Source organism: Streptomyces sp. HUAS YS2 (genome assembly GCF_033343995.1).
GTDB classification, from domain to species: domain Bacteria; phylum Actinomycetota; class Actinomycetes; order Streptomycetales; family Streptomycetaceae; genus Streptomyces; species Streptomyces solicathayae.
Genome location: NZ_CP137573.1, coordinates 2,830,981 through 2,850,221, shown reverse-complemented (window position 1 = coordinate 2,850,221; position 19,241 = coordinate 2,830,981). Strand labels below are relative to the sequence as shown.

Here is a 19,241-nt window from a genome sequence, read left to right as displayed (position 1 = left end):
GAAAGATCGAGGAGGCGGCCGGAGTATGGAGACGACGAGTCGGGTGGAGGGGGTGCCCGCGGCCCGGCGTACGGCCGAGGGCTTCCTGCGCGCCCCGTTCGCCTGGTACGGGCTGGACGAGGCCTTCACCGGGCCGCGCTGGCTGATGCAGCTCGGCACCGCCGCCGACGGGACCGTGCAGCACGGTTCCCTGGGCCACGGCGACGAGCCGTCGATAAAGTCCGACGCGGGCGGCGCCGAGAAGGAGCGTTTCGCGGTGGTCGTCACGGTCGCCGCGAGCCCGGTACGGCGCTCGGGGGACGGTACGGGGGTGCTGGACGCCACCACGGTGTCCTCGGCGGCCTGGCTGGCCGGCTCGGGCCTGCTGGCCTACACGTGGCCCCCGCAGCTGGACCACGCGCTGCGGGACGACTGGCTGGAGCAGCAGACGGAGGCGGCGTTCGAGCTGGCCGACGACCTGGACGGACCGGAGTGGTCCTCGCTGTCGCTCCCGGTGGACGGCGTCCCGATGCCGTTCGCGTACCGCGAGTCGGAGTTCGGCTGGATCCTGGCGGGCACGACGTCCGCGGGCGTCCACCTCGGCGCGTACGGGCGCGGCATGAGCGCCTACGGCCTGGCCTTCGCCCAGGTCGCCGACCTCGGGCTCTACGCCTGACGGCAGGACGCACAGAAGGGGCACCCCGGTTCGGGGTGCCCCTTCAGTACGTCAGAACTTGTTCTTCGGGGTGATGCCCAGGCTCATGCCGGAGAGGCCTCGCTGGCGGCCGCCGAGCTTGCCGGCGATGGCGCGGAGGGCGGAGCCCGCCGGGGAGTCGGGGTCGGTGATGACGACCGGCTTGCCCTCGTCGCCGCCTTCGCGCAGGCGGACGTCGATCGGGATCGAGCCGAGCACCGGCACCGTCGCGCCGGTGGTCTTCGTCAGGCCGTCAGCGACCTTCTGGCCGCCGCCCGTGCCGAACACGTCGACCATCTCGTCGCAGTGCGGACACGGCAGCCCGGACATGTTCTCGACGACGCCGACGATCTTCTGGTGGGTCTGGACGGCGATCGAGCCGGCCCGCTCCGCGACCTCCGCGGCGGCCTGCTGAGGCGTCGTGACCACCAGGATCTCCGCGTTCGGCACCAGCTGCGCGACCGAGATCGCGATGTCGCCCGTGCCCGGGGGCAGGTCGAGCAGCAGGACGTCCAGGTCGCCCCAGTACACGTCCGCGAGGAACTGCTGGAGCGCGCGGTGCAGCATCGGGCCGCGCCACACGACCGGCGCGTTGCCCGGGGTGAACATGCCGATGGAGATGACCTTCACACCGTTCGCGGACGGCGGCATGATCATGTTCTCGACCTGGGTCGGACGCCCGTCCACGCCCAGCATCCGCGGCACGCTGTGGCCGTAGATGTCCGCGTCGACGACGCCGACCTTCAGGCCGTCCGCCGCCATCGCGGCGGCCAGGTTCACGGTCACGGAGGACTTGCCGACGCCACCCTTGCCGGAGGCGACCGCGTACACCCGGGTCAGCGAGCCGGGCTTCGCGAACGGCACCTCGCGCTCGGCGGTGGTGCCGCGCAGCGCCGCCGCCAGCTCCTTGCGCTGTTCGTCGCTCATCACGTCGAGCGAGACGTCGACGCCGGTCACGCCCTCGACGCGGGAGACGGCGTCCGTCACGCGCTGGGTGATCGTGTCGCGCATCGGGCAGCCGGAGACGGTGAGGTAGACCGTGACGGCGACCTTGCCGTCGTCTCCGATCTCCACCGACTTGACCATGCCGAGCTCGGTGATCGGTTTGTTGATCTCGGGGTCGTTCACCGTCGCCAGTGCTTCGAGCACCGCGTCTTCCGTAGCCATACGGACGATGGTACGGCGCCGACCACCGGCCCCGGAAAGCCCCGTCAGCGGTCGGGTACGTCACTCCGGGGATTGCCGTCCGGCGGGAATAGATCCCGGCGGCCCTCCAGGTCCTTGAGCAGGTCCTGGAGCTCCGAGCGGATCCAGTCCCGGGTCGCGACCTCACCGAGGCCCATCCGCAGCGCCGCGATCTCCCTGGTCAGGTACTCGGTGTCGGCGATCGACCGCTCGTTCTGCTTGCGGTCCTGCTCCAGGTTGACCCGGTCCCGGTCGTCCTGCCGGTTCTGCGCGAGCAGGATCAGCGGGGCCGCGTACGAGGCCTGCAGCGACAGGGCCAGGGTCAGGAAGATGAACGGATACTCGTCGAACCGCAGCGAGGGCGGCGCGAACACGTTCCACCCGATCCAGACGATGACCGTCAGCGTCATCCAGACCAGGAACCTGCCCGTGCCGAGGAAGCGGGCGATCCGCTCCGAGAGCCGGCCGAAGGCCTCCGGGTCGTACTCCGGCAGCAGCCGCACCCGCCGCTCGCGCGGCAGGTCGAGCCGGATACGCGGCAAGGACCGCTCCCGGTCCCGCTCCTGGGCACGCTCAGCCATGGGACACCCCCTCCGTCAGGAAGTCCGTCTCCCGCCAGTCCTCCGGCAGCAGGTGGTCGAGCACGTCGTCGACGGTCACCGCGCCGAGCAGCGAGCCGCTCTCGTCCACCACCGGCGCCGCGACCATGTTGTACGCGGCGAGATAGCCGGTCACGGCGGGCAGCGGGGTGTCCGGGGCGAGCGGCGGCAGGTCGCTGTCCAGGAGCGCGCTGACGAGCGTGAACGGCGGGTCCCGGAGCAGCCGCTGGAAGTGCACGGTGCCGAGGTACTTGCCGGTCGGCGTCTCGTCCGGCGGCCGGCACACGTACACCTGGGCGGCGAGCGCGGGGGAGAGGTCCTGCTGGCGCACCCGGGCGAGCGCGTCGGCGACCGTGGCGTCCGGCCGCAGCACGATCGGCTCGGTGGTCATCAGGCCGCCCGCGGTCCGCTCCTCGTACGACATCAGGCGGCGCACGTCGGCGGCGTCGTCCGGCCGCATCAGCGTCAGCAGCCGCTCCTTGTCCTCCTCGGGCAGCTCGGAGAGCAGGTCCGCCGCGTCGTCCGGGTCCATGGCCTCCAGGACGTCCGCGGCCCGCTCCTCCTTGAGCTTGCCGAGGATCTCGACCTGGTCGTCCTCCGGCAGCTCCTCCAGGACGTCGGCGAGCCGGTCGTCGTCGAGCGCGGCGGCGACCTCGGCGCGCCGCTTCGGGGAGAGGTGGTGCAGCACGTTGGCGAGGTCGGCCGGGCGCATCCGCTCGAAGGTGGCGACCAGGCTCTCGGCGCCCTGCGCGCCCTCCTCCAGCGAGAAGCCGGTCACCGCCGACCACTCGACGGTCAGCGTCTCGCCCTTGCGGCTCAGCACCCCGCCCTTGCCGCGCCGGACGAAGACCTTGTCGATCTCCCAGTCGCGGCGGGCCGGCAGCTGCTGGATGGCCACGTCGAGGACGGTGACCTCCTCGTCCGTCTCCACCAGCCGGACGCGCCGGTCGAGCAGCTCGCCGAGCACCAGCCGCTCGGTCGGGCGCTGCTCGAAGCGCCGCATGTTGACCACACCGGTCGTGATCACCTGGCCGGACTCGACGCCCGTGATCCGGGTCATGGGCACGAAGATCCGGCGCCGGCTGAGCACCTCGACGACCATGCCGAGCAGCCGGGGCGGGCGGCGGCCGACGCGGAGCATGGCGACGAGGTCGCGGACCCGGCCCACCTGGTCGCCGTTGGGGTCGAAGACCTGGGAACCGGCGAGGTGCGAGACGAAGATCCGGGGGGCGCCTGCCGCCATGCCACGCGCCTCCTCCATGTCACGGATTGCTGCCTTATGACTGGTTCAGGCTAGCCCGTACCGTTCCGTGGCGCTCCGGAAACGAGTCCGTACGGCTGCCTGCCGGGACACCTCGGCCGCACAGGTACGCTGCGGTCTGCCCGTCCCCCACAGGCACCCCACAGGGCATCCCCCACACGCATTTCCACAGGCAGACGAGAGGCAGTGCGCCGGTGAGCACTCTCCCCCTGGCAACGCGGGCCCGCAGGGCCGCCGTCCCCGTCGTGCTCTGTGCCGGTCTGACCGCACTGCTCGGCGGCTGCGCCGACGACCCGGACGAGGGCACCAACGGCGTCGGGAAGCTCTCCGCCACGGCCATCGAGAAGAAGGCCCAGGCGGCGGCGGACGCGGCCAAGGCGGTACGCCTCTCCGGGACGCTGGTCAGCAAGGGCGGCACGTACAAGCTGAACATGCGGCTCAAGGAGGACGGCGCGGCCGGCTCGGTCACGACGAAGAACAGCACCTTCGAGCTGCTGCGCGTCGGCGAGGCCCTGTTCCTGAAGGCCGACGCGGGCTTCTGGGCGCACGAGGAGGCGGACGGCGCGCAGAGCTCCGCCCCCACCGACTCGGACTCGGAGGCCGCTGACAAGCTCGACGACAAGTACGTGAAGGTGCCCGAGGGCGACCCGGCGTACAAGCAGCTGCGCGGCTTCACCGACATGGACCTGCTGCTCGACGGGCTGATCGGGCTGCACGGCGACGTGGTCAAGGGCGACCGGGACCGCATCGGCGGGGTCCGCACCGTCAAGGTCAAGGGCGGCCAGGGCGGCGAGGGCGGCACCCTCGACGTCTCCCTGGAGGGCACGCCGTTCCCGGTGCAGTTCGCCCGCGGCGGCGGCGCGGGCGTGGTGGTGCTCTCCGAGTGGGACAAGGACTTCGCGCTGACGGAGCCCGCCAAGGAGCAGACCGTCGACTACGGCAAGCAGCTGCCGAAGACCTGAGGAAGTGCCGCGCCGGCGTGGGGCCGGCGCGCGCGTTCAGCGCTTGCGGCGCTTGAGCAGCAGCCGGGGCAGCGCCGCGGGGACCGGACGGCGGGTGGTCACCGCCGTCGGCAGCGGGACGGCGGCCAGCGAACCGTCCGGCAGGTCGGTGATCACGTCGCGCGGGGTGAGCCGTACGACCCGGCACTCGCGCGCCCAGCGCTCCGGCATCGCCTCGCCGTCGTGCGCGTTCAGCCGCTTGCCCTTGAGCTCGGCGACGGCCGCGTCCCACTCCTCCGAGCCCGGGGCCAGTTCCGTCACGTCCGCCGTCCAGGCGACCAGCCGGCCGCCCTTGTCCTTGCTGCGGACGGTGACCTCGGCGGTCGAACCGGCCGTGAGGCCGGGCAGCGGCTGCTCGCCCGGACCGTCGCCGACGACATGCGCGGCGCCGTCGTGCCACACGTGCCACAGGGCCCGGGCGGGGCCGGTGCCCCGGACCCAGATGAGGCCGGACTTCTTGGTGGCCTCCTCGACGAGCGCGGGGCCGAGCAGCTGGTCATTCATGGGGCGAAGCCTATCGACCCGGTGCGCCGCTACAGCCAGCCGTTCCGCTTCAGCGTGCGGTGGATGGCGAAACAGATCACGGCGATGCCGCCGAGCACGATCGGGTAGCCGTACTTCCAGTGCAGCTCGGGCATGTGGTCGAAGTTCATGCCGTACACGCCGCAGACCGCCGTCGGGACGGCGATGATGGCCGCCCATGAGGTGATCTTGCGCATGTCCTCGTTCTGCGTGACGGTCGCCTGCGCCAGGTTGGCCTGGAGGATCGAGTTCAGGAGCTCGTCGAAGCCGACGACCTGCTCCTGGACGCGCGCGAGGTGATCGGCGACGTCCCGGAAGTACTTCTGGATGTCCGGGTCGACCAGCCGCATCGGCCGCTCGCTCAGCAACTGCATCGGGCGCAGCAGCGGGGTGACGGCCCGCTTGAACTCCAGTACCTCGCGCTTGAGCTGGTAGATCCGGCCGGTGTCGGTGCCGCGCGTGGAGCCCTTGGCCGGCGGCGAGAAGACGTCGATCTCGATCTGGTCGATGTCGAGCTCGACCGCGTCCGCCACCGCGATGTAGCCGTCGACGACGTGGTCGGCGATCGCGTGCAGCACGGCCGAGGGGCCCTTGGAGAGCAGCTCTGGCTCGCCCTCCATGCGGTGGCGCAGGTTGCGCAGCGAGCCCTGCCCGCCGTGCCGGACGGTGATGACGAAGTCCTGGCCGGTGAAGCACATCACCTCGCCGGTCTCGACGACCTCGCTGGTGGCGGTGAGTTCGGCGTGCTCGACGTAGTGGATCGTCTTGAAGACGGTGAAGAGGGTGTCGTCGTAACGCTCCAGCTTCGGCCGCTGGTGGGCGTGGACGGCGTCCTCGACGGCGAGCGGGTGCAGCCCGAACTCCGCGGCGATACCGGCGAATTCGGCCTCGGTCGGCTCGTGCAGGCCGATCCAGGCGAAGCCGCCGCCGTCACGTACCCGGCGCATCGCCTCGCGCGGGGTCAGGCAGGCGTGGTCCGCCACTCGGCGCCCGTCGCGGTAGACGGCGCAGTCGACGACGGCGCTGGAGGCGGACGGGTCACGGGTGGTGTCGTACGGGGCGCCTGCGGCGCCGTACGCGGTGCTCGTCTTGCGGAGGGACGGACGCAGCGAGGGGCGGACCGCGGCGCGCAGGTCACGGATCATCGACATGGGCATGCTCCTTCACGGAGAGGCCGTCGGCGAGACGTGGCACAGCCCGGAATGGGGACGTTGAGGAGCGTCGTCGCGTCCTACGTCCGCAAAGCGGGCGGCACCGCTTCAGGCGCGGTGACGGCGTTCGCTACAGACAGGCAAAGGCGAAGTGCTCTTCCGTCGCGCGAAGTGCCCGGCGCCCGGCGCACGGGCGTCCACGGAGGACCCGGTACGAGGGTCAGCGGGAGGGATGCACCTGGGCGAGGTGCGGCAGGGCGGAAGAGCGGTTGGTACTGCCCGATCGACTTCGATCCATCGCAGCCCCACCTCCTCCGGCCGGTCCCCCTTGGGGGATGACGTGATGACGCGCGGTCGGGAGACCCGACCAGCCGCCAACACTATCAGCCGACAGAGGGTCAATCCCTTACTTTGCCCGTTCCCTACGCGCTTTATGCTCGCCGCATGGGAGATGTTCTTGCTCTGGTCGAGGCCCGGCTGCGTACGGCGCTCGGCGAACCCGACGCACGGGCCGCGGTGACCTTCCTCGGGACCGACCGGATCGAGGTGCTCCGGTTCGGCACGGGCGACCTGGTCCGGTACGCCACCCTCGGCATGTCCGGGCAGCCGATGGCCGACCCGACCGCGATGCTCGCCGATCCGGTGAAGGGTCCGCGCGCGGAGCTGGTCCTGACGGTGCGCGGCGGGCTCGCCGACACGGACAAGGTGCTCCGGCCGCTGGCGGTGCTCGCGGCCTCGCCCCAGGTCGAGGGTGTGGTCGTGGCCCCGGGCGCCTCGCTGGACGTCGGTGAACCGCTGTGGCCCGGGGCGCCGTTCAGCTCGGTCCTGGTCGCCGAGTCCGGCGGCCTGGTGGAGGACCTGGAGCTGGACGACCCGATGGACCCGGTGCGGTTCCTGCCGCTGCTGCCGATGACGCCCAACGAGGCGGCCTGGAAGCGGGTGCACGGGGCGCAGGCGCTCGAGGAGCGCTGGCTGACGAACGGCACGGACCTGCGCGACCCCCTGCGGCGGTCCGTGACGTTGGACTGACCCAGGCCCCGATCGCACGCACCCCCCTCGAACGAGTGAGCGATCTGACGTCACTCGGCGGATTGCCGCACTCCGGACGGGTGATCGTCCTTGACGTCGCGCCGACCGGGGAGGACCGTTGAGCCCTATGAGGGGCGAACCCAGTTGCCCGAAGTGTGGTGGCCGGGTCAGGGCGCCCGGTCTTTTCGCCGACTCCTGGCAGTGCGACGTGCACGGTGCCGTGCATCCGCTGCAGCCCGTGATCCCACCCAGTGTCGAAGCCCTGGGTGTGGTGGTGCATCGCGCGCAGGTGCCGGTCTGGATGCCGTGGCCCTTGCCGGTCGGCTGGTTGTTCACCGGGATCGCGTACGCCGGTGACGACCGCAGCGGCGGGCGTGCCACGGCCGTCGCGTGTTCGGGGCCCGGCCCGCTCGGCGGGATCGGCGAGCTGCTGCTGGTGGCCGAGGAGCTCGGCGTCGGACTCGGTGCGCGCTACGCCGGGATGGACGGACCCGACCCGGGGCACGGCATCGCCGACGGACCCCCGCAGGCGAAGGTCCTCGCGGCCGGCCGGCCGACCCCCCTGTGGCACGTGAGCGGCGCGCCGCAGGACCGCGCCGTGTTCGCCGGGGAGGCGCGCGGGCTGTGGCTGTGGGCGATCGTCTGGCCGGAGCAGTCGGGCCTGCTGATGTACGACGAACTCGTGCTCACCGACCTGCGGGACGCGGGCGCGGAGGTGGAACTGCTGCCGTGCGGGGCGCTGACGCCGCGGCTGCTGTCGTAGCCCTGCGCTTTGCGCGCCGGCGCGCCGGCGCGCGGAGGTGGGCCGGTGCCTGTGCCGGCCCGGACCGGCCCGGGAGCGGCGCTCCCGGGCGGGCCTGGCATGTGCCCTTCGCCCGTTATGCTGGAGCGTCCCCCTCGTCCGTCCCGAGCCCGCTGGAGTCACGCGTCGTGCGCATCGACCTGCACACCCACTCCACGGCATCCGACGGCACGGACACCCCGGCCGAGCTGGTCCGCAACGCGGCCGCCGCCGGTCTGGACGTCGTCGCGCTGACCGACCACGACACGACCCGCGGGTACGCCGAGGCCGTCGCCGCGCTGCCGGAGGGTCTCACCCTCGTCACCGGTGCGGAGCTCTCCTGCCGGATCGACGGCGTGGGCCTGCACATGCTGGCGTACCTCTTCGACCCCGAGGAGCCCGAGCTGGCGGCCGAGCGCGAGCTGGTCCGGGACGACCGGGTGCCGCGGGCGCAGGCGATGGTCGGCAAGCTCCAGGAGCTGGGCGTGCCGGTCACCTGGGAGCAGGTCGCCCGGATCGCCGGGGACGGCTCGGTGGGCCGCCCGCACGTCGCGGAGGCACTCGTCGAACTCGGCGTCGTACCGGACGTGTCCGGGGCGTTCACGCCCGACTGGCTGGCCGACGGCGGTCGGGCGTACGTCGAGAAGCACGAACTCGACCCCTTCGACGCGATCCGTCTGGTCAAGGCGGCCGGCGGCGTGACCGTCTTCGCGCACCCGCTCGCCGTCAAGCGCGGCGAGGTCGTGCCGGAGGAGGCGATCGCCCGCCTCGCGGCGGCCGGCCTCGACGGCATCGAGGTCGACCACATGGACCACGACGAGGCGACGCGCGCGAGGCTGCGCGGCCTGGCCGGCGAACTGGGCCTGCTCGCGACGGGCTCCAGCGACTACCACGGCAGCCGCAAGACCTGCCGCCTCGGTGACTTCACCACCGACCCCGAGATCTACGGCGAGATCACCCGCCGTGCCACCGGCGCCTTCCCGGTCCCCGGCGCGGGAGGACCCGCCTAGCCACGAGAGCGGCCTCCGGCCGCGGCGTCGCGAGCGGCCCGCAGGCCCGGTGGCCCCCAGGCAGCCCGACCAACGGCCCGGGCCCCGGACAACCGCCCCGACCGACCCCAGCCACCGCGAGGCGCCCACCCCGGAAGGGACCGGCCCCGAAACGGACCAGGCCCCAGAACGGACCCGGACCCGGAACGGACCTGGGGAAAAGGACTCGGCTCGGACCGGGAACCAGGCCCCGGAACGGACCAGGACCGGCCCCGGAACGGCCCCGGAACGGACCCGGGTCGGCTCGGACCGGGAACGGGCTCGGACCGGACCTGGACCCAGCCCGGCCTTGAACGGACCCAGCTTGGCTCGGCTCGGACCTGAACCCGGCTCGGACCTGGACCCGGCTCGGACCTGGACCCGGAACTGGCTCGGTGCGGACCGGCTCGGACCGGAACCGGCTCGGACCCGGCCCGGCCCGGACCGGTTCGGTCGACCGGACGCTCGACCCGATGCCCGCCCTGCCCCGGCCGCCCCCTCGTCGCCTCACCCGAACCACCCCCCGGCGTCCCCCAGGACGCCCGATCACCCCTGTACACCCCACTTCGCAAGGCTCACCGTGTTCGACGTCGCCGTGTTCGGCTCGCTGTTTCTGACCCTTTTTGTGATCATGGATCCCCCGGGGATCACGCCCATCTTCCTCGCCCTGACCTCCGGCCGGCCTGCCAAGGTGCAGCGGCGGATGGCCTGGCAGGCGGTCGCCGTCGCGTTCGGCGTCATCACCGTCTTCGGCATCCTCGGCCAGCAGATCCTGGCGTACCTGCACGTCTCCGTACCCGCGCTGATGATCGCGGGCGGGCTGCTCCTGCTGCTCATCGCGCTCGACCTGCTCACCGGCAAGACCGACGAGCCCAAGCAGACCAAGGACGTCAACGTCGCGCTCGTACCGCTCGGCATGCCGCTGCTCGCCGGGCCGGGCGCGATCGTCTCGGTGATCCTCGCCGTGCAGCACGCGGACGGGGTCGGCGAGCAGGTCTCCGTCTGGGTCGCCATCGCGGCCATGCACGTCGTGCTGTGGCTGACCATGCGCTACTCGCTGGTGATCATCCGCCTCATCAAGGACGGCGGCGTCGTGCTCGTCACCCGGCTCGCGGGCATGATGCTGTCGGCCATCGCCGTGCAGCAGATCATCAACGGCGTCACACAGGTCATCCAGGGGGCCTGACGGCCGCCGCCGCACCCCGCACCCCGCACACCACTGCGCCCCCGTACGGATTCCGGAGACCGGAGTCCGTGCGGGGGCGCGGTGCGTGGTGGGCGTGCGTGCGTTACGAGGCCGTGGTGTCGGCCGGGCGGATCCAGATGCGCTGGCCGATCGACGCGGCCTGCTGCACGATCCGGTTGACGGAGGCGGCGTCCACGACGGTCCGGTCGACAGGCGTGCCGTCGATGTCGTCGAGTCGCAGGATTTCGAAGCGCATGTGGCTTCTCCCTTCGTCCGAGTTGATCCTCCACAAGGAGAACTGGGTTACATACGGTCACAACGAGATGCATCCTGCAAACATTCCCTACGCTAAGGAAAATTTTCGGATGGCTAACTACTAACGGGTAGCGGACCTGGCGCAGGGCGCTGCGGCAGCGCAGAATGAGGCCGGTATGAACGACGCACCGGCGACCGGCACGCCCTCCGAACCCGACCCGATCCGCGAGCTCGGCGCCCGCCTGGAGCACACCAATGAGCTCCTGAGGCGGATGCTGGCCGAGGTCGCCAAGACGCCCTCGACCCACGCCATCTTCGTCGACGCGGGTTACGTCCATGCTGCGGCCGGGTTGCTTGTGGCGGGCACCGAGGACCGCCGCAACTTCGACCTCGACGCCGAGGGGCTCATCGAGGCCTTCATCGACCGGGCCCGGACGATCTTCGCGGACAGCCGGCTGCTCCGCGTCTACTGGTACGACGGCGCCCGCCGCCGGATCCACACGCCCGAGCAGCAGGTCATCGCCGAACTGCCGGACGTCAAGGTCCGCCTCGGCAACCTCAACGCCAACAACCAGCAGAAGGGCGTCGACTCCCTCATCCGCACCGACCTCGAGTCGCTCGCCCGGCACCGCGCGATCAGCGACGCCGCGCTCGTCGGCGGCGACGAGGACCTCGTCTCCGCGGTCGAGGCCGCGCAGGGCTACGGGGCGCGGGTGCACCTGTGGGGCATCGAGGCGGCCGAGGGGCGCAACCAGGCCGAGCCGCTGCTCTGGGAGGTCGACAGCCAGCGCACCTTCGACCTCGAGTTCTGCCGCCCGTTCATCACCCGACGCCCCGTCACGACGTACGAGAACGAGGGCGAGCCGCTGCCCTCCCGTGAGGACGTCCGCCTCGTCGGCGCGCAGATCGCCGCGACCTGGCTCTCCGAACGGGGCCGCGAGGCCCTCGCGGACCTGCTGCCGGGGCGCCCGTACCTGCCCGGGCCGGTCGACCAGGACCTGCTGATCGAGGCGGAGAAGCTCCTCAGCCGCTCCCTGCGCGGTCACGCCGCCCTTCGTCGGGCCCTGCGGGACGGCTTCTGGGCGCACCTGCTGACGCAGTACTAGAAACGCCGACCGCGCTCACCTCTTCCGCCCGCGCCCAGAACGCGCTCAGCCGCTCCGCGAGTTCCTCCGGGTGGGAGACATTGGGGGAGTGGCCCGCGCCCGCGACCACCGTGTGGTGCGCGCCGGTGCGCTCGGCCAGGTCCGCGAGCGCGGGCACCGGCCAGACCATCTCCTCGGCGCCGTACGCGACATGCAGCGGTACCGGGAGCACGGACAGGTCGGCCGTGCCGTCCTCGTCGCGGAGCAACAGCCGTCCCGCACCGGACAGTTGGGCGATCCGGGTGTGCATCCAGCGGCGCCGCAGGAACGCCACGATCTCCGGCGGGTCGATGGTGCCCGGCTCCTCGCCCCGGCTGTCCAGCCAGCGCGTCGCCCGCCACACCCGCTCCTTCGGCAGCACCGCCAGCGCCCCGCGCAGCATCCGCACGCGGACGCGCTGCGGCCGGGCGACCCGGCCGGGGCCGGAGGAGAGCAGCGTCAGTGAACGGAACGCGCCCGGCGCGGCCCGGACGGCCGCCCGCGCCACGAGTCCGCCGAACGAGTGGCCCAGCAGATGGACGGGGCCGTCGCCCAGCGCCGCCGCCTGCGCCACGGCGTCCAGCGCGAGCGCCCGCCGGCTGTACGCGGTGCGGCCGCGCGGGCCCGGACTCTCGTGCTGCCCGCGCCCGTCGACGGCGACCACCCGGTACCCGGCGTCGCTCAGCGGTCCGAGCAGCGCGAGGAAGTCCTCCTTGCTGCCGGTGTATCCGGGGATCAGCAGCGCCGTGCCGTGCCTCATGCCCGGCGGCTCCGTGTCGAGCACGGCGAACTCGCCGCGGGCGGTCACCAGCCGGTGGGCGGTGGTCCGGGACGGCAGCGCCAGGGACCGGGGCTTGCTCATGACAGCGACTGTATCCGCAGGTCGGCGGGGACGGCACAGGGGAGGACGACGGCGGCCCGGTCCCCCGTGGGGGACCGGGCCGCCGTCATGTCGTGCGGTGCGGTGCTCAGCTCTCCGGCTGGGCGGCCGCGGCCTTCTTCGTGGCCCGGCGGCGCGGTGCCTTCGGCTCGGACGCGTCCGGGGCCTCGGCGGCCGCGACGGCCTTCTTGGTCGCCCGGCGACGCGGGGCGGCCTTCGGCTCCGAGGCGTCGGGGGCCTCGGCGGCCGCAGCGGCCTTCTTGGTGGTCCGGCGGCGCGGCTTGGTCTCCTCGACGGCCTCGGCCGCCGCAGGGGCCTCGACCGTCTGGGCCGTCTCGACCGGGGCGGTCGTGGTGGCCTTCCTGACTGCACGGCGACGCGGCTTGGCCTCGGCGGCAGGGGCCTCGACGGTCTCGGCCGTCTCGACCGGGGCGGTCGTGGTGGCCTTCCTGACCGCACGGCGACGCGGCTTGGCCTCGGCGGGGGCCTCGGCCGTCTCGACCGGGGCCTCGACGGCGGCGACGGCCTTCTTGGCGGCGCGGCGGCGCGGAGCGGCCTTCGGCTCCTCGGCGACCTCCGGGGCGGCGGCCTCGGCGGCGGCAGCCGCAAGGACGCTCTCCACGGTCTGGAAGCCGACCTCGGGCTCAGCCGCGGGACGCACGACGCGCGCACGGCGGCGCGGACGCGGGATCTCCTCGCCGGGGGCCGCGGCCACCGGAGCCTTGGTCACGGGAGCCTTGGCCGCGGGGGCCTTGGCCGGCTCGGTCACCGGGGCCTCGACGACCGTGGCAGCCTCGGCGGCCGAAGCCGACGAGCGGGAACGGCGGCGGCGCGGCCGGGATGCCTCCTCCGCCGGCGCCTCCACGGCGGCGGGGGCGGCGGCAGCAGCCGGGGCGGCGGCCGGAGCCTCGACCACGGGGGCCTCGACGACGGTCGCGGCGGCGGCCGGAGCGACGACCGTCGCGACGGCGGACGAGGCCGTCGAGCGGGTCCGGCGACGGCGACGCGGGGTGCGCGGACCGGTCGCCTGCTCCTCGTCGGCCGCAGGCGCGGCCGGAGCCACGGCGGCGGACTCCTCGGCGTCCGCTCCGCCGCGGGTGCGGCGGCGCTGCCGCGGCGTGCGCGTACGGGCCGGCGGCTCCTCGGTGCGCGGGCCGCGCGAACGGCGCCCGCCCGGCTCGCCCAGGTCCTCGATCTCCTCCGCGCCCAGACCGGCGCGGGTCCGCTCGGCACGCGGCAGGATGCCCTTCGTGCCCGCGGGGATGTCCAGCTCCTCGTAGAGGTGCGGGGAGCTGGAGTAGGTCTCGACCGGGTCGTGGAAGTCCAGACCCAGTGCCTTGTTGATCAGCTGCCAGCGCGGGATGTCGTCCCAGTCGACCAGCGTCACCGCGGTGCCCTTGGCACCCGCGCGGCCGGTGCGGCCCACGCGGTGGAGGAACGTCTTCTCGTCCTCCGGCGACTGGTAGTTGATGACGTGGGTGACGCCCTCGACGTCGATGCCGCGCGCGGCGACGTCGGTGCAGACGAGCACGTCCACCTTGCCGTTGCGGAAGGCGCGCAGCGCCTGCTCGCGGGCGCCCTGGCCGAGGTCGCCGTGGACCGCGCCGGACGCGAAGCCGCGCCGCTCCAGCTGCTCGGCGATGTCGGCCGCCGTGCGCTTCGTACGGCAGAAGATCATCGCGAGCCCGCGGCCGTTGGCCTGCAGGACGCGGGAGATCAGCTCCGGCTTGTCCATGGAGTGCGCGCGGTAGACGCGCTGCGTGATGTTGGCGACCGTCGCGCCCTCGTCGTCCGGCGAGGTCGCGCGGATGTGCGTGGGCTGCGACATGTAGCGGCGGGCCAGGCCGATGACCGCACCCGGCATGGTCGCCGAGAACAGCATCGTCTGACGCTTCGCCGGAAGCATGTTGATGATCTTCTCGACGTCGGGCAGGAAGCCCAGGTCGAGCATCTCGTCCGCCTCGTCCAGGACCAGCGCCTTGACGTGGGACAGGTCGAGCTTGCGCTGGCCGGCCAGGTCGAGCAGACGGCCGGGGGTGCCGACGACGACGTCGACGCCCTTCTTGAGCGCCTCGACCTGGGGCTCGTACGCACGGCCGCCGTAGATGGCGAGCACGCGCACGTTGCGGACCTTGCCCGCGGTCAGCAGGTCGTTGGTGACCTGGGTGCACAGCTCACGGGTGGGGACGACGACGAGCGCCTGCGGGGCGTCGGTCAGCTGCTCGGGCTCGGCCCGGCCGGCCTCGACGTCCGCGGGGACGGTGACGCGCTCCAGGATCGGCAGGCCGAAGCCGAGGGTCTTGCCCGTACCGGTCTTGGCCTGGCCGATGACGTCGGTGCCGGAGAGGGCGACCGGGAGCGTCATCTCCTGGATGGGGAAGGGATTCACGATGCCGACGGCTTCGAGCGCTTCGGCGGTCTCGGGAAGGATCCCGAGCTCTCGGAACGTGGTAGTCAGGGTGCTGCCTCTTCTGTGAGACGCGGCGCGAGGCGAACGCTGGGGGTCGTACCGGGTCGCATCACTACAGGCCGGATCGGTGCGATCGCAGCCGGGTGGCGCGGGACCACTGCCGTCGCTCGAGCGTCGTGCCGCTGAGGGTCCCTCCCGCAAGTGCGCTGGGAGGGCTGTCGGGTCGGAGCCAGCCGGGCCACCGACCGGGCATCCTCATTCATGAGATGGCCCACCGAGCACGAGTGGACAAGCGAAAACTTGTCTGCATACTCAGCAGGCGCTTTACCACTGTACCCCGGATTCGCGCAGGCGTGTCGGGAGAAATGGTGAGGAGTGCGAGGTCACAGTGACTGACCAGGGGCTTCGGGACCTTCCAGGAGGCGGGGAGCGGGCTATTGTGCGGTCCATGGAGACGCCTGACAACGCCGAGAACGCCACCGAACCCACCGGGATCGCCGCCCAGGACTGGGCCGCCGCGTCCGCCGAGCCCCAGTACCGCGCCGCGGTCGTCGACCTGCTCGGCGCGCTGGCCTACGGCGAGCTCGCGGCCTTCGAGCGGCTCGCCGAGGACGCCAAGCTCGCGCCGACGCTGGCGGACAAGGCGGAGCTGGCGAAGATGGCCTCCGCCGAGTTCCACCACTTCGAGCAGCTGCGGGACCGGCTGGCCGCCGTCGACGCGGAGCCGACCGCCGCGATGGAGCCGTTCGCGAAGGCGCTCGACGACTTCCACCGCCTGACCGCGCCGTCGGACTGGTTGGAGGGTCTGGTCAAGGCGTACGTCGGCGACTCGATCGCCAGCGACTTCTACCGCGAGGTCGCCGTCCGGCTCGACTCCGACACCCGCGCGCTCGTGCTGTCGGTGCTCGACGACACCGGTCACGGCAACTTCGCCGTGGAGAAGGTCCGCGCCGCCATCGAGGCGGACCCGCGGGTGGGCGGCCGGCTCGCACTGTGGGCGCGCCGGCTGATGGGCGAGGCGCTCTCGCAGGCGCAGCGCGTGGTCGCGGAGCGGGACGCGCTGTCGACGATGCTGGTCGGCGGCGTGGCCGACGGCTTCGACCTGGCCGAGGTGGGCCGGATGTTCTCCCGGATCACCGAGGCGCACACCAAGCGCATGGCCGCGCTGGGCCTCGCGGCGTAGCGCAGGCGGCGCGACGGTCCGTCGGTCGTCTCACACCGCCGCTGATCGGCGCAGCCTGCGGTTCGCGGGCCGCAGCAGCAGGGACAGCAGGACGGCGGCGACCGCGACCGCGCCGGCGAGTACCGCCGCCGCGTGTCCCGGGCCGAGCGAGCCGTGGGTGAGCAGGGCGCCGAACACGGCGCCCAGCGAGCCGGTCGTCAGCACGACCCCACGCACGGGGAGGCGGTCGGGCAGTCGGTGCACGGCGGCCCAGGCCAGGGCGAGTCCGAGCACGGCGGCTCCGAGGGCTTCCAGGAACACGGCGAATCACCTCGCGTGCGATGCGGGGCGGGCAAATCGGTCACTGCCGTCCTACCCGGGCCGCCCGGAAGGCAATCCTCCAAATCGCGCGTGCACACGACAAAGGCCCGGCGGTCGCCCGCCGGGCCTCACGTCTTCACCTCGTCGGCTCAGGCTCAGAGCGCGCCGAAGCCCACCCGCCGCGTCGCGGGCTCGCCGAGCTCCACGTACGCGATCCGGTCCGCCGGGATCAGGACCTTGCGGCCCTTCTCGTCCGTCAGGCTGAGCAGCTGCGCCTTGCCGGCCAGCGCGTCGCCCACCAGGCGCTCGACCTCCTCGGCCGACTGCCCGCTCTCCAGAACGATCTCCCGCGGCGCGTGCAGCACGCCGATCTTGACCTCCACGGCTATGTCCCTCCGAACGGTCAGTGGTGCGCGTCTCCCCGCGCCGTACGCTGCACAGATTAGCCCGGTACGGGGACGCGCCACGGACGCTCGGGGAACGCCAGGAGCGAACACACCCCGGACGAGACCCCGGATGCCGGGTCGGTCAGTGGCCCTCGGCGCTCAGGTGCGCCTCGGTGCCGTGCAGCGGGAAGCCGGCGATGCCGCGCCACGCCAGGGAGGTCAGCAACTGCACCGCCTTGTCGCGCGGGATGCCCGACTCGCTGGACAGCCAGTACCGGGCGACCACCTGCGACACGCCGCCCAGGCCCACGGCGAGCAGCATCGACTCGTCCTTCGACAGGCCGGTGTCCTCGGCGATCACGTCCGAGATGGCCTCGGCGCACTGCAGGCTCACCCGGTCCACGCGCTCGCGCACCGCGGGCTCGTTCGTCAGGTCGGATTCGAAAACGAGACGGAAGGCGCCGCCCTCGTCCTCCACGTACGCGAAGTACGCGTCCATGGTCGCCGCGACCCGGAGCTTGTTGTCCGTCGTCGAGGCGAGTGCCGTGCGCACGGACTGCAGCAGGGCCTCGCAGTGCTGGTCCAGAAGGGCCAGGTAGAGCTCCAGCTTCCCGGGGAAGTGCTGGTAGAGCACCGGCTTGCTGACGCCGGCCCGCTCCGCGATGTCGTCCATCGCCGCGGAGTGGTACCCCTGCGCGACAAAGACCTCCTGGGCAGCCCCGAGGAGCTGGTTCCGTCGGGCTCGGCGCGGCAGGCGCGTGCCCCGCGGGCGCGCCGCCTCTGTCTGCTCGATGGCTGTCACGCCGCCTCCCAAAATCGATCCATGCGCGCTGTGGCGCCGCGTCCGCCATCGTACTTTTGGGTAACCCGGCTGTGCGCGGTGCGAACGCAGAATTTCATGGACCGGACGTCCATGACAGTCGGCGATTCAACATTAAACAGAACAATTCATCGGTAGTCGTCCTCGTCCTGCGTCACTACCCGCGCCTGTTCGGTCGCGTCCGCCTCGTTGGCGCGGTCCTGATCGATGTGGGGGAGTTCGTCCGAGCGCTGCTGAAGTTCCGTGTGCTGTTCGGCGGCGTCCGCCTCGGGGATCTCCTCGTCGAGCGCTGCGGCCTCGGCTTCCTCGGCGAAAGTGTCGGGTTCGGACGGATCGACGGCGGTCATCAGGTTCCTCTCGGGTTCTTCCGATGGATCCCTCTTCCTATGAGCGTAGGAGCTTGCCGGGCCACGCGCACCCGACGCCCGGAGGAATCTGTGACGGCGCACACACGCCCCACGGCGTGATCGTCTCGTAATATCGCTGCCATGTCTTCGACCGAGCTGCCGGAAACCCGGACCGTCGCCCCCGCTCCGCGGGCGCGCGGAGTACGGGTCGCCGAGGGCGAGGAACTGCGCTCCGTCGCACTGCCCGGACTGACCCTGACCGTGCGGGCGCGGCCCGGCGTCAGCGCGGGCCTGCCGCCCGCGCTGTACGTGCACGGCCTCGGCGGCTCGTCGCAGAACTGGTCCTCGCTGATGCCGCTGCTGGCCGACAAGGTCGACGGCGAGGCGCTCGACCTGCCCGGCTTCGGGGACTCCCCGCCGCCGGACGACGGCAACTACTCGGTCACCGGCCACGCCCGCGCCGTCATCCGCTACCTCGACGCGGCCGGCCGCGGCCCGGTCCACCTCGTCGGCAACTCGCTCGGGGGCGCCGCCGTCACCCGGGTCGCCGCGGTCCGCCCGGACCTGGTGCGCACCCTGACCCTGGTCTCGCCCGCGCTGCCCGAGCTGCGCGTCCAGCGCAACGCCTGGCCGACCGCAGCGCTCGCGCTGCCCGGCGTGGCCGGTCTGTTCGCCCGGCTCAGCCGGGACTGGACGCCCGAACAACGCGTCCGGGGGGTGCTGTCGCTCTGTTACGGAGACCCCGGACGAGTGACGGACGAGGGCTTCCGACACGCCGTGGAAGAGATGGAACGGCGACTGGAGCTCCCGTACTTCTGGGACGCCATGGCCCGCTCGGCCCGCGGGATCGTGGACGCGTACACCCTCGGCGGGCAGCACGGGCTGTGGCGTCAGGCGGAGCGGGTGCTCGCGCCGACGCTCCTCGTGTACGGCGGACGCGACCAGCTCGTCTCGTACCGTATGGCGCGCAGGGCGGCCGCGGCGTTCCGCGGTTCGCGACTCCTGACCCTGCCGGAGGCGGGACACGTGGCCATGATGGAGTACCCGGAGACGGTCGCCGCGGCCGTCCGCGAACTGATCGAAGAGCACGCAGAGAACCAAGAGGGCGGGAGCTGACCCG

21 protein-coding genes are annotated in these 19,241 nt (G+C 72.5%); 9 read left to right on the top strand and 12 right to left on the bottom strand.

Going from position 1 to position 19,241, the window contains the following annotated elements; genetic code table 11:
• Positions 1-25: 25 nt before the first annotated feature.
• On the top strand, positions 26-655 hold the full coding sequence (locus R2D22_RS12785) for a hypothetical protein (protein WP_318103232.1): 630 nt from the start codon (positions 26-28) through the stop codon (positions 653-655).
• Positions 656-706: 51 nt separating this feature from the next.
• Here R2D22_RS12785 and R2D22_RS12780 read toward each other — a convergent pair whose 3' ends face one another.
• From R2D22_RS12780 to R2D22_RS12770, 3 genes are read right to left on the bottom strand one after another with little or no spacing between them, the layout of a single operon-like run.
• On the bottom strand, positions 707-1,840 hold the full coding sequence (locus R2D22_RS12780) for an Mrp/NBP35 family ATP-binding protein (protein WP_318103231.1): 1,134 nt from the start codon (positions 1,838-1,840) through the stop codon (positions 707-709).
• A gap of 44 nt (positions 1,841-1,884) precedes the next feature.
• Positions 1,885-2,439 (bottom strand): DUF1003 domain-containing protein, encoded by a 555-nt coding sequence (locus R2D22_RS12775; protein WP_318103230.1) that lies wholly within the window; start codon positions 2,437-2,439, stop codon positions 1,885-1,887.
• Positions 2,432-3,700, bottom strand: coding sequence for a magnesium transporter MgtE N-terminal domain-containing protein (locus R2D22_RS12770; RefSeq protein WP_318103229.1), 1,269 nt, complete (start codon positions 3,698-3,700; stop codon positions 2,432-2,434). The genes R2D22_RS12775 and R2D22_RS12770 overlap by 8 nt, the downstream gene beginning before the upstream one ends.
• Before the next feature lie 212 nt (positions 3,701-3,912).
• Between R2D22_RS12770 and R2D22_RS12765 the strand changes: the two genes are divergently transcribed.
• The gene (locus tag R2D22_RS12765) at positions 3,913-4,680 is read left to right on the top strand and encodes a hypothetical protein (protein WP_318103228.1); all 768 of its coding nucleotides are present in this window, start codon (positions 3,913-3,915) and stop codon (positions 4,678-4,680) included.
• Between the two features lie 36 nt (positions 4,681-4,716).
• On the opposite strand, the gene R2D22_RS12760 is transcribed toward R2D22_RS12765, so the two are convergent.
• Positions 4,717-5,223 (bottom strand): hypothetical protein, encoded by a 507-nt coding sequence (locus R2D22_RS12760; RefSeq protein WP_318103227.1) that lies wholly within the window; start codon positions 5,221-5,223, stop codon positions 4,717-4,719.
• Between the two features lie 29 nt (positions 5,224-5,252).
• On the bottom strand, positions 5,253-6,392 hold the full coding sequence (locus tag R2D22_RS12755; protein ID WP_318103226.1) for a magnesium and cobalt transport protein CorA: 1,140 nt from the start codon (positions 6,390-6,392) through the stop codon (positions 5,253-5,255).
• Positions 6,393-6,836: 444 nt separating this feature from the next.
• Between R2D22_RS12755 and R2D22_RS12750 the strand changes: the two genes are divergently transcribed.
• The 4 genes from R2D22_RS12750 (at position 6,837) to R2D22_RS12735 (ending at position 10,416) form a co-directional block, all read left to right on the top strand.
• Positions 6,837-7,421 (top strand): suppressor of fused domain protein, encoded by a 585-nt coding sequence (locus tag R2D22_RS12750; protein WP_318103225.1) that lies wholly within the window; start codon positions 6,837-6,839, stop codon positions 7,419-7,421.
• Positions 7,422-7,548: 127 nt separating this feature from the next.
• Positions 7,549-8,184 carry a DUF6758 family protein gene (locus R2D22_RS12745; RefSeq protein WP_318103224.1) on the top strand — a complete coding sequence of 212 codons (636 nt, stop codon included), beginning with the start codon at positions 7,549-7,551 and terminating at the stop codon, positions 8,182-8,184.
• Between the two features lie 167 nt (positions 8,185-8,351).
• Positions 8,352-9,212, top strand: coding sequence for a PHP domain-containing protein (locus tag R2D22_RS12740; RefSeq protein WP_318103223.1), 861 nt, complete (start codon positions 8,352-8,354; stop codon positions 9,210-9,212).
• 598 nt (positions 9,213-9,810) lie between these two features.
• Complete coding sequence (locus tag R2D22_RS12735; RefSeq protein WP_318103222.1) at positions 9,811-10,416, top strand: MarC family protein; 606 nt, start codon at positions 9,811-9,813, stop codon at positions 10,414-10,416.
• 103 nt (positions 10,417-10,519) lie between these two features.
• Here the strand turns inward: R2D22_RS12735 and R2D22_RS12730 are convergent, their stop codons facing one another.
• A complete protein-coding gene (locus R2D22_RS12730; protein ID WP_318103221.1) occupies positions 10,520-10,672 on the bottom strand; it encodes a hypothetical protein in 153 nt (50 codons plus the stop codon).
• Positions 10,673-10,847: 175 nt separating this feature from the next.
• Here R2D22_RS12730 and R2D22_RS12725 point away from each other — a divergent pair, with 175 nt between their 5' ends.
• On the top strand, positions 10,848-11,777 hold the full coding sequence (locus tag R2D22_RS12725) for an NYN domain-containing protein (protein ID WP_318103220.1): 930 nt from the start codon (positions 10,848-10,850) through the stop codon (positions 11,775-11,777).
• Here R2D22_RS12725 and R2D22_RS12720 read toward each other — a convergent pair.
• On the bottom strand, positions 11,695-12,657 hold the full coding sequence (locus tag R2D22_RS12720) for an alpha/beta fold hydrolase (RefSeq protein ID WP_318103219.1): 963 nt from the start codon (positions 12,655-12,657) through the stop codon (positions 11,695-11,697). The genes R2D22_RS12725 and R2D22_RS12720 overlap by 83 nt on opposite strands.
• A gap of 106 nt (positions 12,658-12,763) precedes the next feature.
• Positions 12,764-15,040 carry a DEAD/DEAH box helicase gene (locus R2D22_RS12715; RefSeq protein WP_318109741.1) on the bottom strand — a complete coding sequence of 759 codons (2,277 nt, stop codon included), beginning with the start codon at positions 15,038-15,040 and terminating at the stop codon, positions 12,764-12,766.
• Between the two features lie 493 nt (positions 15,041-15,533).
• Between R2D22_RS12715 and R2D22_RS12710 the strand changes: the two genes are divergently transcribed.
• The gene (locus tag R2D22_RS12710; RefSeq protein WP_318103218.1) at positions 15,534-16,268 is read left to right on the top strand and encodes a ferritin-like fold-containing protein; all 735 of its coding nucleotides are present in this window, start codon (positions 15,534-15,536) and stop codon (positions 16,266-16,268) included.
• Between the two features lie 30 nt (positions 16,269-16,298).
• On the opposite strand, the gene R2D22_RS12705 is transcribed toward R2D22_RS12710, so the two are convergent.
• From R2D22_RS12705 to R2D22_RS12690, 4 genes are all read right to left on the bottom strand, one after another.
• A complete protein-coding gene (locus R2D22_RS12705; protein WP_318103217.1) occupies positions 16,299-16,568 on the bottom strand; it encodes a hypothetical protein in 270 nt (89 codons plus the stop codon).
• Positions 16,569-16,723: 155 nt separating this feature from the next.
• On the bottom strand, positions 16,724-16,951 hold the full coding sequence (locus R2D22_RS12700) for a DUF3107 domain-containing protein (protein WP_318103215.1): 228 nt from the start codon (positions 16,949-16,951) through the stop codon (positions 16,724-16,726).
• Positions 16,952-17,096: 145 nt separating this feature from the next.
• Complete coding sequence (locus tag R2D22_RS12695; protein ID WP_318103214.1) at positions 17,097-17,756, bottom strand: TetR/AcrR family transcriptional regulator; 660 nt, start codon at positions 17,754-17,756, stop codon at positions 17,097-17,099.
• A 146-nt stretch (positions 17,757-17,902) separates the two neighbouring features.
• The gene (locus tag R2D22_RS12690) at positions 17,903-18,121 is read right to left on the bottom strand and encodes a hypothetical protein (RefSeq protein ID WP_318103213.1); all 219 of its coding nucleotides are present in this window, start codon (positions 18,119-18,121) and stop codon (positions 17,903-17,905) included.
• A 141-nt stretch (positions 18,122-18,262) separates the two neighbouring features.
• On the opposite strand from R2D22_RS12690, the gene R2D22_RS12685 reads away from it, so the two are divergent.
• Positions 18,263-19,237 (top strand): alpha/beta fold hydrolase, encoded by a 975-nt coding sequence (locus R2D22_RS12685; protein WP_318103212.1) that lies wholly within the window; start codon positions 18,263-18,265, stop codon positions 19,235-19,237.
• The last annotated feature ends 4 nt before the right edge of the window (positions 19,238-19,241 follow it).